Genomic DNA, 15,361 nt, shown 5'->3' on the forward strand with positions numbered 1-15,361 from the left:
ACCATGAGCGAAGTCGAACTGACCACCGAAGGTCCAGTCTGGACTGTGACGATCAACCGTCCGGAGCGCCGCAACGCCGTCGATCCCGCCACGGCCCTGCAGCTGAACGCAGCTTTTGACGCCTTTGAGGCCGATGAAACGGCGGCCGTGGCCATACTGACGGGTGCCAATGGGACCTTCTGTTCGGGCTTTGACCTGACTGTCGCCGCGAGCGGCGCGGGCGAGCGCTACGATCCGGCCGGCGAGGGCCCGATGGGGCCGACGCGCCGCCTGCTGGCCAAGCCGGTGATCGCCGCTATCGAGGGCCATGCCGTGGCCGGCGGGCTGGAACTGGCCCTGTGGTGCGACATGCGCGTGGCGGCCGAAAACTCCACCTTCGGAGTCTTCTGCCGACGCTGGGGGGTGCCGCTGATCGACGGTGGCACGGTGCGCCTGCCGCGCATCGTCGGCCAGGGCCGGGCGCTGGACATGATCCTGACCGGCCGTGCGGTCGGTGCCGCAGAAGCCTTGTCATGGGGTCTGGCCGACCGGGTCGTCGCCGAGGGTTCGGCCCTGGTCGAGGCGCAAGCCCTGGCGCGGAGCATCGCCGCCTTCCCCCAGATCTGCCTGCGGGCCGATCGCGCCTCGGCCTTTGGGCAATGGGATAGCGATCTGGCCGAGGCCCTGAAAGCCGAGGGGCGCGGCGGGGTCGAACCGCTGCGTCGCGAGGCCCGTTCTGGCGCAGCGCGCTTCACCGGCGGGGCGGGTCGCGGCGGTCAAGCCGCGCCGGACTGAAGGCCCGGGCCTTTGAGGGCGAAGACGGGGATTGGGGATCGAGGATTAAAGTGCACTGGCACCGTCGTGCGGTTCGCCTCACTGCGGTTGCCCTTGGGTCCCGGCGCTCCCGCCCTCGCGGGCGTCCGGCCGGGATGGCAAGATTATTGGGGTGAGGCGGAAGCCCCCAAAGCGGAACGATCGAGAGCCCGCCATGGGTGGAAGTCGGTCGCTCTGACCGATCCCTCCCTCTCTGAAAGAGAGGGAGGGACCATGAAGGTTCGCCATGGGTCGGGAGCAGATTTGGCGTCACTCCCAGAAAGCGGACGCCCCGTGTCCCTCTTATCCTTAAATCGCCGGGAGGCTGCTGCGCGCTAGTCCGGAAAGGTCAATCAAGGACCGCCTCGCGGCGACGCGCAGCGTCGTCCCTGAGCAACCTGGACAGACCAGCGATCGTCTCGCCGTGAGGTTTAGGGAGTGCTCCCGCTTGGGGACGGAGGGAACGCTTGGTACCGGTCCAAAGCAGCGGCGGGAATGGAACCAGGCGGCGTCGCGACGCCGCGCGCCTCGGTCACAGGATCTCCGGCGACCAAGTTGTGAGAGACTGGTGTTCAGCCCGATTCTGCGAGCCCGACATGAAGCCCGTGATCATCTTTCAGCCCGGCATGGCCGGCGACCTGCTGTTCATTCAGAAGATCGTCAAGACCTATGCCGCCAATGGTCGCCGGGTGATCCTGCCGGTGCGCGAGACCCATCGCTGGGTCTATGACGCCCTGGTCATGCCGGACAATGTCGAGACCCCGACCCTCGAGCACGACTTCGAGTTTCGCGACGAGATCCTGTTCCTGGCCGACAAGATCGCGCTCAGCCCGATCGAGGCCAATGCCTATACGTTCCTGTCGCTGTTCTTCAGTTGGCGCTATGCCCCCGAGCAGACCATGGACCTGAAGTATCAGGTCTCGGGCGTCGAGATGGATGACTGGGCCGACCATGTCACCCTGCGCCGCGACCTGGAGAAGGAAGAGCGGCTGTTCCGGCAGCTGGGCCTGGATGACGGGGTGCCCTATGCCCTGATCAACGAGCACTGCAGCAAGCGCTATATCCCCTTTCCGAACCGGGCCCCCGAGAAGGAAGTCCGGTTGCAGGTGGTCGAGGGCTATACCCTGATCGACTGGTCGACCGTGATCGAACGGGCGGCGCGGATCGCCTCGGTGGACACGTCACTGGTGCTGCTGGTCGAGGTGCTGAAGATCACCGGCAAGCCCCTGCACGTGGTTTCGCGCTATGAGCCGCCCAGCTTTCGCGAATTGCAGAACATCCTGAAACTGGAATGGCTGTTCTATTTCCTGCCGGAGCATCTGGCCTTCGACTAGACCGGGTTCGGCGCCGGGCGGGTCCAGGCGCGGAGCAGAATCGGTCCGAACAGGGCGGCAATGCCGCAGGCGTCGGCGACGACATCGCCAAGAGCTGCATCCCGGCCGACCAGGGCCTGGACCGCCTCGATCGCCACGCCGAAGGCCAGCAGAACGGCCCCGATGCGCCAGAACCGGCTATTAGGCAGGGCAGCGACGGCCAGGGCGGTCAGGACGTAGAAGGCGATGAAATGCTTGGCCTTGTCCCAGGGGATGAAGCCGATCCCGCCATCGTCCGGCAAGATGGCGCGCCACAGGGTGAACAGCGACGCCGCCACAAAGGCGGTGAAGGCCAGGCGATTGATCCTGCGGTGCTGGAACAGCGGCATGCCTGGTCTTGAACCTCGTCGTCATTCCGGAGACGGCCACTATGCCGCTCCGGAATGACGAATTCGCAAAGGCCGGCTGGACCTAGAAGGTCAGGGCGCGGGCTTCCTTGACGTGCGGCAGGGCCTGGATCCTGGCCAGCAGGTCGGCGGTCGGGGCCTGGTCGACGCCGACCAGGGCGATGGCGTCCTCGTCGGCCGAGACGCGACCCAGGTTGAAGGTGGCGATGTTGACGCCCGCCTCGCCCAGCAGCATGCCCAGGGCCCCGATGAAGCCCGGCTTGTCGAGGTTGTTGATGTAGAGCATGGCCGGCGAGAAGGCCGCGTCCAGCTCCATGCCCTTGACCTCGACGACGCGCGGCGCTCCGGCGATCACCGTGCCGGCAAAGGCGCGCTGGCCCTTCTCGGTGGTGATGGTGATGCGCATCAGGCTGTCATAGGTCGGACTGACCTCCTGGCGGCTTTCGGAGACGGTGATGCCGCGCTCCTTGGCCACGGCCGGGGCCGAAACCATGTTGATCTCGGCCAGCATGGGCTTGAGGATTCCCGACAGGGCCGCCGAGGTCATCGGCTTGACGTTCAGGTTGGCCACCTCGCCCTCATAGGCGATGTCGATGGTCTTGATCCCGAAGTCGACCATCTGACCGGCCAGGGCACCGATCTTCTCGGCCAGGGCCACGAACGGCTTCAGCTTGGGGGCTTCTTCCGCCGTGATCGAGGGGCTGTTCAGGGCATTGGTGACGGCACCGGTCAGCAGATAGTCGCTGACCTGTTCGGCGACCTGCAGGGCGACGTTCTCCTGGGCTTCGCTGGTGCTGGCACCCAGGTGGGGAGTGGCGACGACGCGGTCGGACCCGAACAGCGGGTTTTCCTTGGCCGGCTCGGTGACGAAGACGTCAAAGCCGGCACCGCCGACATGGCCGCTGTCGAGCAGGGCGCGCAGGGCAACCTCGTCGACCAGGCCGCCACGGGCGCAGTTGACGATCAGGACGCCCTTCCGGGTCTTGGCCAGGTTCTCGGCCGACAGGATGTTGCGGGTCTTGTCGGTCAGGGGCGTATGCAGGGTGATGACGTCGGCGCGGGCCAGCAGGTCTTCAAGCTCGACCTTCTCGACGCCCATCTCGATGGCGCGCTCGGGGCTCAGGAACGGGTCATAGGCCACGACCTTCATCTTCAGGCCCAGGGCCCGGTCGGCGACGATGCCGCCGATATTGCCGGCCCCGATCAGGCCCAGGGTCTTGGCGTACAGCTCCACGCCCATGAAGCGGTTCTTCTCCCACTTGCCGGCCTGGGTCGAGGCATCGGCCTGGGGCAGCTGACGGGCCAGGGCGAACATCATGGCGATGGCATGCTCGGCCGTGGTGATCGAGTTGCCGAACGGGGTGTTCATCACCACGATGCCCTTGGCGGTGGCCGCCGGGATGTCGACATTGTCGACACCGATGCCGGCCCGGGCGATGACCTGCAGCTTGTGGGCGGCGGCGATCACATCCTTGTCGAGCTTGGCGCCCGAGCGGATGGCGATGCCGTCATAGTCGCCGATCACGGCGATCAGTTCGTCTTTCGACAGGCCGACCTTGATGTCGAAATCGACACCGCGGTTCTTGAAGATGTCGACGGCGGCGGGGGAAAGCTTGTCAGCAATGAGGACGCGGGGAGCCATGGCGGGTGTTCCTTGCGGAGAATTGTGTGTGGGAAAGCCCCCTCCACCGCCGTTCGGCGGCTCCCCTCCCCCCAGCGGGGGAGGGGAGCCTTTTCATCTGCCCCTGTGGGGGCGGACGGCTGCGAAGCAGCCCGGTGGGGGCAAGTCTTGAAAGCTTAAGCGGCGGCCAGTTCGGCCGAGACGGTGGCGAAAGCCCAGTCCAGCCAGGGGGTCAGGGCTTCCAGGTCGGAAGCCTCGACGGTGGCTCCGCACCAGATGCGCAGGCCGGCCGGGGCGTCGCGATAGCCGCCGATGTCGAGGGCGGCGCCCTCTTTCTCGAGCAGGCTGGCCAGCTTCTTGGCGAAGTCGGCCTGGGCATCGTCCGACAGGGCGGCGATCGCGGGATCGACGACCTTGAGGCACACCGAGGTGTTGGAGCGGATATCCGGCGTCGCGGCCAGGAAATCGACCCACGGGGTCTTGGCCACCCAGTCGGCGATCACGGCCAGGTTCTGATCGGCGCGCGATTGCATGCCTTCCAGACCGCCGATGGACGAGGCCCACTTCAGGGCGTCCAGGGCGTCTTCCACGCAGAGCATCGAGGGGGTGTTGATGGTCGCGCCCTCGAAAATGTCGAGGCTGACCTTGCCGCCCTTGGTCATGCGGAACAGTTTCGGCATCGGCCAGGGGGGTGTGTAGCTCTCCAGGCGCGCCACGGCGCGCGGCGACAGGATCAGCACGCCGTGCGCGCCCTCGCCGCCGAGGGCCTTCTGCCAGGAGAAGGTCACGACATCGAGCTTGGTCCAGTCGAGGTCCTGGGCGAAGGCGGCGCTGGTGGCGTCGCAGATGGTGATGCCTTCACGGTCGGCCGAGATGAAGTCGGCGTTCGGGACGCGGACGCCCGAGGTGGTGCCGTTCCAGGTGAAGACCAGATCCTTGGCCGGATCGACCCTGGAGGTGTCGGGCAGCTGGCCGTACGGGGCGTCGAGCACTTCGACATTGGGCAGCTTCAGTTGCTTGGTCACGTCGGTGACCCAGTCCTTGCCGAAGGACTCGAAGGCCATCAGCTGCACCGGGCGGGCGCCCAGCATCGACCACATGGCCATTTCGACGGCGCCGGTGTCGGAACCGGCGACGATGCCGATCAGGAAGTCGGCCGGGACTTCCAGCACTTCGCGCGTCTGGTCGATGGCGGCCTTCAGGCGGCCCTTGCCCAGCTTGCTACGGTGCGAGCGACCGAGCACGGCATTTCTGAGATTTTCGGGGGTCCAGCCGGGCCTTTTGGCGCAGGGGCCGGAAGAGAACTCGGGACGAGCCGGGCGTTGCGCCGGCTTGGCGAGGGTCGTCATAGCGATGTCTCCCATCCTTACAGATGGACAGCGCCCCGTTGGGGGGGCGTGGCCCGCCGGCGAGAAACGCTGTTTCAAACCCAAAGGCAAGGAGAGATTTGTCGCGGCGGCGGGATTCTGGCGACCCGCCGGCAATTATTTTGCGAGACTGGACCGCTTTCGCCAGGCGAGCAGTGTGCCGACCAGGATGCAGATAAGAACGCCAAGCGTGTCCAGATTGTTGACGATGGCATAGGTGCGATCGTGCGGGATATCGCCGACAAAATAGTACGCGTGCAGGCTGAACTGAACGCCTTGAAAGATCATCGCTACGCCCAGCCAGGCACTGGCGTGGCGAAGGGCAAGCAGCAGGAAAATCAATCCCAGAGCGCCTTCATCAGCCAAAAGCAGAATGGGCCGGATGCTGACTGGTGCACTTAGGTTGACGATCAGAGCGACGAGTGCTGCGCCGAGGAGCGCTAGAGCGGCTAGCCGCTCGGGCGAGCCACCTTTCCACCATGCCAAGGCAATGACCCCAAGGGTCACTGCCCAACCAACCAACGGAAACCACGAAGAGTACATGGATAGGGCCTCTAACGTGAATTAGAGGCCCTAGGCATTAAACTATTGCAATCTTCCTAGACAGCGTCGCGAAAGTCCTTCGCAGCATTACTGCCAGCAGTCGCAGGCGGCTTGTCTTCCCAGCCAACCATCTTCGTGCGAACGCCAATGCGCAGCTTTACGTCATTGAGTTCGTTGTGCATCTCGACCATGGCCGAACGGGCTTCGCCGAGGGCGGAGAGGGCTTCGACCAGCTTGGCGCTGGCGCGGTCGCCGACCACGGCCGAAAGGCCGATGTCCTTGCGAGCCTTCAGCATGTCGGCCATCAGCTCGGCGGCTTCGACCATCGCCGCATCCACCGCGTTCTCCGTCGCGAACAGCTTGGTCGCGATGCGTTGTGCAACAAAAACCTTTTCCACGCCCATCTCCCGTTAAGAACCTGTCAATCAAGGTAAACGAAGTCTTAACGCGTGCGCAACGGGAAACTCGTCTTGGCGTTGAATTGTCGCAGAGGGCTCCGGGGTTGGAAGTGAAGCGTTAGGAAGATGGCCTCAAAATGGGTCTTGCCCTTCACTCGGACGTCTCATGCCCGACACGCTGCGCCGCCCTGACACGCCGACCCACGCCCCCCTGCAGGCGCGCATTGCGGGCGTGGCCCTGATCACCACAGTGGTCGCGCTGATCGCCGCCTGCGCCTGCTTCATGGTCCAGCAATGGAGCGTGGCGCGCCAGGAGGCCCGGGCCAATCACCAGATCCTGACCCAGATGGTCGCGGCGGGGGCCGCCGCTCCCTTGGCGGCCGGAGACGTGACCGGTGTCCGCAATGCCCTGGCCGCCGTCGCCCGGGCTCCACATGTCGCAGGCGTACAGATCTCCGATCTCCAGGGCCGGGTCGTGGCTCAGGAGGGGGTTGCACGCGAGGCCGGAAAGGCGACCCAGACGGTCGAGAAGACCATCGTTCTGGATGGCCGGACGATCGGGACCCTGGCCCTGATGGCGCGCGAGCCGCGGCTGGAGCAGATCCTGGCCCGCGACCTGGCCCTGACCGGCACCCTGTTCTTTGGATCGGCCGGTCTGGCGATTCTGCTGGCCAACAGCCTGGCGCGTCGCATGACCCGCCCGATGCAGCGTCTGACCGAGGCCATGCAGGCCGTGGCGGCAGACGGTCGCTTCCGGCCCGTCCAGCAGACCAGCGAAGACGACGTCTTTCACAGCCTGACCGAAAGCTTCAACCATCTGGTCGGACGGCTCGAGATCAACGACCAGGACCTGCGGGGCGCCATGGCCGAACTGGTCAAGGCGCGCGACCAGGCCAATGCCGCCAATGTGCTGAAGTCCCACTTCCTGGCCAATATGAGCCACGAGATCCGCACCCCCCTGAACGGCGTGCTGACCATGGCCGAGGTCATGGCGATGGATGAGCTCAAGCCGGCCCAGCGCGAGCGGCTGGCGGTGATCCGGGATTCGGGCGGCCTGCTGCTCACCGTGCTCAACGACGTGCTCGACCTGTCGAAGATCGAGGCCGGCCGTCTCGATCTGGCTGCCGAGGACTTCGACCTGGCTGCCCTGGCGGTGGCCCTGCGCGACAGCTTCGCCGGCGAGGCGCGGGACAAGGGTCTTGCCTTCGAGGTTGCGGTCGCCGCCGAGGCCCAGGGGATCTGGCGGGGCGATGTCGACCGGCTGCGTCAGATCCTGGGCAATCTCATCTCCAATGCCCTGAAGTTCACGCCCAGCGGTGCGGTCGCCGTGCGCTTCGCCTCGGCCGAGGACGGTTCGGGCCTGCGCATCGACGTGGCCGATACGGGCATCGGCATTCCGTCGGAGATCCAGCCGCGCCTGTTCGACAAGTTCGTTCAGGCCGACAGTTCCATGACCCGCAAGTTCGGGGGTTCGGGCCTGGGTCTGGCGATCTGCCGCGAACTCACCGGCCTGATGGGCGGCAGCATCGCAGTGCAGAGCCGTGAAGGTCAGGGCTCGACCTTCACTGTGGTTCTCGCCATTCCGCGCGGCGAGGCCCGGGGCCTGGCCCCCGAACCGGTTCAACCGGCCATGCCGACGACCCAGACCCGTCCGCGGGTCCTGGCGGCCGACGACAATCCGACCAATCGCAAGGTCATTGCCGCCGTCCTGGCCCCCCTGGGTGCCGAGGTCGAACTGGTTGCGGACGGCGCAGCCTGTGTCGAGGCCTGGAAGCGGGGTGAACACGACATCATCCTGATGGACATCCACATGCCGATCATGGACGGCGTCGAGGCCGCTACGGCCATTCGCGACCTGGAGCGGGCCGAAGGCAGGGCCCGCACGCCGATCGTGGCGGTCACAGCCAATGCCCTGGCCCATCAGGTCGAGGGCTATCTGGCGGCCGGCATGGATGGGCATGTGTCCAAGCCGATCGAGGTCACCAAGCTCTATGCGGCCATCGAGGCCGCCATGACCGCTGCGCGCCTTGCCGACGCGGCCTGAAGCCGGCTTTCGCAGCCTGCAAACATGAACGCCAGACAACGAGCGGCTCAGAACCGTGTCAGGCTCGGCATGGTTTCTTGAGATCAACGTCACCCACCCCCGGGGCGACGGAGAGTTTCAAGAGGAACCGACCGATGAAAAAGATCCTGCTTTCGATCACGGCGGTCTCGGCCCTCGCGGCCGCCACCGCTATCCCTGCCGTCGCCTCCGCCCAGTCCTTTGACCATCGCCTGGACCGACTGGAGCGCCGCATCGACCGGGGCCTGCGCAGCGGCTCGCTGAGCCGTGGCGAAGCCTACCGCCTGCACGCGCAACTGCGCGAGACCGCCCATCTCGAGCACCGCTATCGTCGCGGCGGCCTGACCGGATGGGAGCGCGCCGACCTCGATCGCCGCTTCGACCGTATCAGCGCCCAGATCCGGTTCGAACGCTACGACCGCGACTATGGTTCAGGCTATGGCCATGGCCATGGCCATGATCGTGACTATCGCGACGACTATCGGCCGCGCTGGTAGTCATCCTGAGCATCAGTCCGGCTCCACCCGCAGCCGGCTGTCCATCACTGTAAAGCCGCGGCCGCGCAGCAAGACGCGCGCGCCGCGGCTTTCGCAGTCGAGATCGCCGCCGCGGCCGGGATAGGCCTGATGGAAACTCAGCACCTCGCGGCCAAGCTTGTCGCCATAGAGGGGCATCAGGATGCAGTGGGCCGAGCCCGTGGTGGGATCTTCGGCAATGCCGCAGCCCGGCGCGAAGAACCGGCTGACCACCTGATAGGGCCGGTCCGGATCGGCGAGGGCCACGGTTACAATCTGGCCGGGACCGCCTGAGGCCTCACCGCCCAGTTTCGCGACCGCTGACTGATCCGGCTTCAGCCTTCGGACCGTCGCTTCGTCGGCCATGACGGCGACCAGGTACATGCCGGCCCAGACCTCGACCGGGGCTGCGCCGAGGGCCTGCTCGAGCCCTTCGGGAACTGAAATCTGCCGGGGCGGATCAGCTGGGAAATTCAGTTCCAGCCGCTCGCCATCGCGTCGTACGGTCAGGGCCCCGGCCTGGGTGTCAAAGGTCAGCAGGGGCGCATCGACCCCCATCTCGAAGAACAGGGCATGGGCAGCCGCCAGGGTCGCATGGCCGCAGATCGGGGCCTCCACGGCCGGGGTGAACCAGCGGAGGCCGTAGCGCGACGGATCGGCCGTCTTCAGCAGGAAGGCGGTTTCGGCCTGATTGTTCTCGGCGGCCAGGGCCTGCATCCAGTTCGGAGAGGGCCAGGCGTCAAAGGGCTCGACCACACAGGCGGGATTGCCCCTGAAGGGGGCCGGGGCGAAGGCGTCGATGGTCCACTGGCGCATGGGGCGGATCTTTCAGAGGAAGGCGCCGACAGGGCTAATTCGGATTGATCCACAGATCAAAGATAACATTGTCATGGTGACAATCTAGGATCTGTCATCCCGGACGAGCCCGGCGAAGGCCGGGTGAAGATCCGGGACCGCCGGAAGCGCGGCGCTCAGGCGTCGGTCCCGGATCTGCGCGCGACGCGCTTGTCCGGGATGACATCCTATTCCACCGTGATTTCCGGCCAGCGCGCCAGGGCCGAGCCCGTCGTCCGTTCCCAGCCGCCCGCGCCCTTCAGGCGCAGGGGATTGGGTCTCAGATGCAGCGCAAACAGATCGTCCAGCCCGAACGGCGCAAAGACGCTCAGGCTGTCGTCGGCCTCCATCCGCACGCCGACGCAGAAGGCGGTGGCGACGAAGCGCTTCAAGGCGGCGGCACTGCTTTCGAGTGGCGGATAGGGCTCGTCGGCCCCGAACTTCTTCTCGAACCACACATGCACCCGCGCCTGGTTGCGGACCTCGACCAGATCGCGCAGCGGCGGTTCGAAGGCGGCCGCCACCCGCTGGATCACGACATCCTCGGCCTCGTAGGAGATGTCGGAGGCGTCGTGATAGGCGACGTCATAGTCCTTGATGCCATAGTCGGGCGCGCGGCCGGTCAGGTGGTTCCAGACCGGCTGATAGATGGCCCCGGAAAAGATCATCGCGTCGGGCAGGTCCAGATCGCGGACCACGTGCAGCACCTGCATCGTGGTCGGCACGCCGTGGACGATGTCGATCAGGCGCGTTTCGAGGGATGTCGTCATTTCCGCAGCATCCATCCATGGTCGAGTGGGCCGTGGCCCTGGCCGAAGCCGGGGGCGTGCAGCATGGCCTGATGCACATAGGTCCAGGCCCGGGCCACCGCCTGTTCCAGAGACTGACCCTGGGCCAGGCCGGCGGCGCAGGCCGAGGCCAGGGTACAGCCTGTGCCGTGGGTGTGCCGCGTGTCGATCCGTTCGCCCTCGAAGGTCGTTTCGCCCGCCGGGGTCATCAGCACGTCGACCATCCGGTCTCCGTCGATGTGCCCCCCCTTCATCAGCACGGCCCGAGCGCCCATGGCGAGCAAGGCCTCGCCGGCCCGGCGCAGGTCGTCGGTGGTCTCGACGCTTAGGCCCGTCAGGGCCGCGGCCTCGGGCGCGTTGGGGGTCAGAAGGGCGGCGCGGGGGATCATCAGGCTCTTGACCGCCCCGATCGCGGCGTCGGCCAGCAGGCTGGCCCCGCCCTTGGCGACCATGACCGGGTCGATGACCACCGGGACATTCCCCCCCTCTTGAGATTGGGCGTATTCCAGAATGACGGCCACCGTTTCGACCACGCCCACATCGCCCAGCATGCCGGTCTTGATGGCGTCGGCCCCGATGTCGTCGAGCACGGCCCGGGCCTGGGCGGCGATGATCTCCAGCGGGATCGGATGCACGCCGGTCACGCCCAGGGTGTTCTGGACCGTCACGGCGGTAATGGCGGTGGCCGCATAGCCGCCGAGGGCGGAGATGGTCTTGATGTCGGCCTGAATGCCCGCGCCGCCGCCGGAATCCGATCCGGCGATGACGAGGACGCGGCCTTGATGAGCGTGGGTCATGACGGCAGTCCTAGGGGGGAATCGGCGGAGTGCGAAGAGGGCGTGCGGCACTGGCCCCCTCGTGACCGCTGCGCGGTCGTCCTCCCCCGGAGGGGGAAGATGGGTTCCCGGGTTTCATCTTCCCCCATGCTCCCCTTCGGGGGAGCTGCCGGCGAAGCCGGCTGAGGGGGTTGGGGGGAAGACGGTCGCGAAGCGACCCATAGGGGGCAAGTCTGGTGGACACGGCTTCTCTACCCCGCGCTTTCGCTGCGAGGGTGGTGGAAAGGGTCGCGGAGCGTCCGGACGACGTCCGGATGAGAGATGGAGATTACCGTTTCGACGAAGCCGTCCGCTCCACGTGGTCGTTATCCGTCAGCCTCCCGCCAGGTGGCCCTGTTGAGGCCTTACCGGGACCCGGGCCGCGCCGTTTCCAGCGCGCTCCGGCGGTCGAAGAGGACGGGCTTACAGCCAGACACGCCCTTTTGCCTTCAACCACGCCGACGGCGGGCGGGTCTGGCCAGCAACCAGGTCCCCGGACACGCCTCAGTATCCCCCTGAAGCCCAGCCCCGCTCGATCACCCCCCGCCGCCGCCATGGTCGCTGGCCTTGCGCCCTTTCCTCGCGACGAGGTGGGGACAGAATACGGGAGGATTGGGCGCGTCTGATAAGTTTGCTGAACGCCCGTGTTGATCCTCCCCCTGAAGGGGGAGGTGTCGGCGAAGCCGACGGAGGGGGAAGTCTTTCTGGATCAAGGCGGTCTACCCCCACCGGCCTTCGGCCGCCTCCCCCTTCAGGGGGAGGATCTGGGGTTCAATCTCCGTGCCGATCCGGGGATGGCGCGATCGCTATCCCCGCACTTGCCCACTACGGATCGCCGCCCTTCATCTTCCCCCGCAGGGGGGAGGACGACCTGCAAAGCAGGTCAGGAGGGGGCCTGCGGCGTCTGACGGGGAAACTCCGCCTCGGCGTCGCCCACGCGGGAGCCATCCTTAAGTCTCACGGCGAGACGATCGCTGGTCTGCAGCCTCCAGGAGATTTAGGGATCAGCGGGACGCGGGGCGTCCGCCTTAGGGAGCGGCGGGAATATCCGCTTCCGACCCATTGCGGGCCTTGGGGCTTCCGCAGTCCTTGACTTCCAACTCACACTTTCTGAATTCTGCCAGGGGCGAGGGCCCACTGGGGCAGTGTCGATGTTCAGGAAGTTTGTATTGGCCCTGGTCCTGCTTGCGGCAGGTTGCGGCGTGGCTCAGGCACAAGGGCTGATGGGCGGATTGCTCGGCCCCGGCAAAGCGTCTCCGGCCAGCTCACCGGCTGGCGCAACCGCCGTTCCGGCGGAGTCCCCGGCGGCGATCTATGCACGGCTTTGCGCGCCGGGCGATTCTACGCTCAGCGCCACCACCTGCCAGGCCATGAAACGCGACATCGACAGTGCGGCCAAGCCCGAAAGTGAGGCGGCCAAGGCCTATCGCGAACTCTGCGCCCCGAACGGGCCGAAACTCAGCCGAGAAACCTGCGCGGCCATGAAGGTAGACGCAGCCAAGCCCCCTTCCAAGGGCCCGGCCGCTTCTACAACGGTCGCCATTCCTCGAAATTCCGGGACCGGGCGACCACCGCAAGGCGCTGTCGTCATGCTGACAACGGGGGACGTAGCGGCTGGGCGGCGACTTTCCCTGATGTCCGGTGCGAAGGGCGTTACGCACAGTTTCGAAGCTGCCAAGATGAAGCCCTATAGGGTCACCTTGGCTTCGTCGGACGATGTCATGCTGCGCGCCTTCCTCGGCCCCGCTTCGAACAAGACCGGCGTCCTGGCCTTTGCCGACTCACGCAGTGTCCGCTCGATGCACCTCAAGATGGCCGAAGCCACAACGCTCAATTTTTTCGTCACCGGGGTTAAGGGGCGGGGGCGCTACACCCTCACTGTGGAGGAGCTGCCTGAGGGTCCCGACACCGACGCCTACCTAATGCGGCGACAGGCGCAGTTCGCGGCGATGTCCGGTAAGCTCTTTTACGACGCGGCGAAGGGGGTCGCGTTCGAAGATCTCTCAACCGCCACCAAGTCCTATATCCGGAGGCTTAGCCAGGACGGCGGCATGGTGCGTGCATTTGAGTATCCTGTCGGCAATCCACGAGGCTTGTCGTGGGTTCACGACAATCAGTCAGAGCTTGAAAAGCGCTATGACGAACCTGCGTCGATGCACCTCACCTTTGACTCCATCACGCTGATGACGGCCGCCCTCGGTGCCTACGACCTTATCTATGTCTTGGGAGTCGATGACTCGACGGGCGATCTTCTAGCGACGGTTCAGGGCGACTATCGTCCCTTCGACGTCTACCGACTAAAGCCGCTCACGGCCTCGGAGGCGCAGCTTTTCCGGAGGCAATTTGCTGCCGCCGCCGAACAGCGACGCGCGAACACGGCTCTCGCGGCGCAGAATCGCAGCGAAATGTGGGGTAACGTCCTGCAAGGCGCTCTGATTGCTGGCCAAGCCTATGCCTCTGGCATGCAGGAGGCGAACCAAGCCAACGCTCGGTCTCAGGCCATCATCGACGCCGCAGCAGAGTCCGACCGGCAGTATCGCGCCGCTCAGGCCGCCGAACTTGCTCAACGCGCTGGAACCCAGCCTCCGACACGCCCTCAGCTGGCCGCAGCAAAGCCTGCGTGGGTAGCCCCTCCTCCGAAGGCACCAGCCGCGTCGAAACCGTCTGCGGTCCCCGGCACGGGGAGTAATCCGCCAGTCCATCTGTACTGCTATCGATGGATTGAAGCGCTTACTGGCGAGAGAACATCCTACGTTTCTCAGGTCGGAGCCGTACCCAAGACAGCCCTAAACCCTGAGATTGAAAGTCGAATGGTGGCCCGGTGGAGCGACTATCTTGATACTCAGGGCATCGGCACATCCGGCGTTGTAGGGTGCCGCCTTGATACTGACCGAACCTACAACGCCCAGAACAGGAGCGCCTTTATCGGAACCGCGCGTTCGCGTCCGAAGGACACCTTGCAAGAACTCGCTTGGGCGCCAAGCTGACGTCTTGAAACGCTTAGGGGCGCAACGTCCTCTAACCACCCATCGGACCTTCAAAACGTCCGCAGTTCCCCTCCGGCCGCCCTCATCGCCTCCCACACCGCCAGCGCCTGCGCCGTCTCGCGCACGTCGTGGGCCCGCACGGCCGCCACGCCCGCCGCCGCGCCGGCGAGATGCGCCGCGAGAGAGCCGCCCAGACGCGCCCCGGCGGCCTCGGCCAGGGGGTCAATCGCCGCGATGAAGCGCTTGCGGCTCGCCCCTAGCAGGACCGGAAACCCCAGGGCGACCAGGCGCGGCAGGGCGGCCAGCAGGGCCAGGTTGTGGGCCAGGGACTTGCCAAAGCCGATACCCGGATCCAGCCAGATCTTCTCGCGCTCCACGCCCGCCGCCATCGCGGCCGAGGCACGGGCCAGCAGGAAGGCTTCGACCTCGCCGACGACATCGTCATAGGCGGGCGCGTCCTGCATGGTGCCGGGCTCGCCCAGCATGTGCATCAGCACCACCTCGCAGCCCAGTTCGGCGACGACCTGGGGCGCCTCGGGCGCGAAGCGCAGGGCGGCGACGTCGTTCCAGATCGTGGCCCCGGCCGCGACGGCGGCGCGGGCGACGGCGGGCTTCATGGTGTCGATCGAGATCGCCACGTCGCTGTCGGCGCGGATCGCCTCGATCAGCGGGATCACCCGGGCCAGTTCTTCGGCTTCTGTCACCGGGCCGGCGCCGGGCCGGGTCGACTCGCCGCCGATGTCGAGGATGTCAGCCCCGTCGGCGATCAGCCGGCAGGCATGGGCCAGGGCCTGGGTATGATCCAGGAACCGCCCGCCGTCCGAAAAGCTGTCGGGCGTGACATTGACGATGCCCATGAGGCGGGGCCTGGCAGGTCTGAAGGTCATGAGCAGTGTTCTAGGCCCTGGAGGTGGCAAAG

The 15,361-nt window shown here is 66.2% G+C and carries 14 protein-coding genes and 1 pseudogene; 5 read left to right on the forward strand and 10 right to left on the reverse strand.

The features are described 5' to 3' along the window. Positions 1–3: 3 nt before the first annotated feature. Complete coding sequence (locus AQ619_RS14935; RefSeq protein ID WP_062149347.1) at positions 4–774, forward strand: crotonase/enoyl-CoA hydratase family protein; 771 nt, start codon at positions 4–6, stop codon at positions 772–774. Positions 775–1,388: 614 nt separating this feature from the next. Then, positions 1,389–2,126: a hypothetical protein gene (locus tag AQ619_RS14940; protein ID WP_062149349.1), complete on the forward strand. Its 738-nt coding sequence runs from the start codon at positions 1,389–1,391 to the stop codon at positions 2,124–2,126. Here AQ619_RS14940 and AQ619_RS14945 read toward each other — a convergent pair. The 5 genes from AQ619_RS14945 to AQ619_RS14965 form a co-directional block, all read right to left on the reverse strand. Next, positions 2,123–2,494, reverse strand: a complete 372-nt coding sequence (locus AQ619_RS14945; RefSeq protein WP_062149352.1) for a VanZ family protein — start codon at positions 2,492–2,494, stop codon at positions 2,123–2,125. The two genes, AQ619_RS14940 and AQ619_RS14945, sit on opposite strands and share 4 nt — an antisense overlap. A gap of 82 nt (positions 2,495–2,576) precedes the next feature. Beyond that, a complete protein-coding gene (gene serA, locus AQ619_RS14950) occupies positions 2,577–4,154 on the reverse strand; it encodes a phosphoglycerate dehydrogenase (RefSeq protein ID WP_062149355.1) in 1,578 nt (525 codons plus the stop codon). 155 nt (positions 4,155–4,309) lie between these two features. Next, positions 4,310–5,482 carry a phosphoserine transaminase gene (locus tag AQ619_RS14955; protein ID WP_062149358.1) on the reverse strand — a complete coding sequence of 391 codons (1,173 nt, stop codon included), beginning with the start codon at positions 5,480–5,482 and terminating at the stop codon, positions 4,310–4,312. Between the two features lie 135 nt (positions 5,483–5,617). Further along, on the reverse strand, positions 5,618–6,043 hold the full coding sequence (locus AQ619_RS14960; protein WP_062149361.1) for a hypothetical protein: 426 nt from the start codon (positions 6,041–6,043) through the stop codon (positions 5,618–5,620). 56 nt (positions 6,044–6,099) lie between these two features. Beyond that, a complete protein-coding gene (locus tag AQ619_RS14965) occupies positions 6,100–6,441 on the reverse strand; it encodes a hypothetical protein (RefSeq protein WP_062151736.1) in 342 nt (113 codons plus the stop codon). A 166-nt stretch (positions 6,442–6,607) separates the two neighbouring features. Between AQ619_RS14965 and AQ619_RS14970 the strand changes: the two genes are divergently transcribed. Both AQ619_RS14970 and AQ619_RS14975 read left to right on the forward strand, forming a co-directional pair. Then, positions 6,608–8,485 (forward strand): hybrid sensor histidine kinase/response regulator, encoded by a 1,878-nt coding sequence (locus AQ619_RS14970; protein WP_062149364.1) that lies wholly within the window; start codon positions 6,608–6,610, stop codon positions 8,483–8,485. Between the two features lie 134 nt (positions 8,486–8,619). Beyond that, positions 8,620–9,000: a hypothetical protein gene (locus AQ619_RS14975; protein WP_062149367.1), complete on the forward strand. Its 381-nt coding sequence runs from the start codon at positions 8,620–8,622 to the stop codon at positions 8,998–9,000. Between the two features lie 12 nt (positions 9,001–9,012). Here AQ619_RS14975 and AQ619_RS14980 read toward each other — a convergent pair whose 3' ends face one another. The 4 genes and pseudogenes from AQ619_RS14980 to AQ619_RS19580 form a co-directional block, all read right to left on the reverse strand. Continuing rightward, a complete protein-coding gene (locus AQ619_RS14980; RefSeq protein ID WP_062149370.1) occupies positions 9,013–9,834 on the reverse strand; it encodes a PhzF family phenazine biosynthesis protein in 822 nt (273 codons plus the stop codon). A 206-nt stretch (positions 9,835–10,040) separates the two neighbouring features. Continuing rightward, entirely contained in the window at positions 10,041–10,622 is a 582-nt protein-coding gene (locus AQ619_RS14985) for a nucleotidyltransferase family protein (protein WP_062149373.1), read from the reverse strand. Next, positions 10,619–11,437 (reverse strand): bifunctional hydroxymethylpyrimidine kinase/phosphomethylpyrimidine kinase, encoded by an 819-nt coding sequence (thiD, locus tag AQ619_RS14990; RefSeq protein WP_062149376.1) that lies wholly within the window; start codon positions 11,435–11,437, stop codon positions 10,619–10,621. Before thiD ends, AQ619_RS14985 begins: the two co-directional genes overlap by 4 nt. A gap of 667 nt (positions 11,438–12,104) precedes the next feature. Continuing rightward, positions 12,105–12,206: pseudogene (locus tag AQ619_RS19580) on the reverse strand (hypothetical protein); the annotation flags it as partial. 400 nt (positions 12,207–12,606) lie between these two features. On the opposite strand from AQ619_RS19580, the gene AQ619_RS14995 reads away from it, so the two are divergent. Beyond that, complete coding sequence (locus AQ619_RS14995) at positions 12,607–14,442, forward strand: hypothetical protein (protein WP_166504273.1); 1,836 nt, start codon at positions 12,607–12,609, stop codon at positions 14,440–14,442. Positions 14,443–14,492: 50 nt separating this feature from the next. Here AQ619_RS14995 and folP read toward each other — a convergent pair whose 3' ends face one another. Beyond that, positions 14,493–15,329 (reverse strand): dihydropteroate synthase, encoded by an 837-nt coding sequence (gene folP / locus AQ619_RS15000; RefSeq protein WP_062149382.1) that lies wholly within the window; start codon positions 15,327–15,329, stop codon positions 14,493–14,495. Positions 15,330–15,361: the final 32 nt, after the last annotated feature.

Source organism: Caulobacter henricii (assembly GCF_001414055.1).
Classification (GTDB): domain Bacteria; phylum Pseudomonadota; class Alphaproteobacteria; order Caulobacterales; family Caulobacteraceae; genus Caulobacter; species Caulobacter henricii.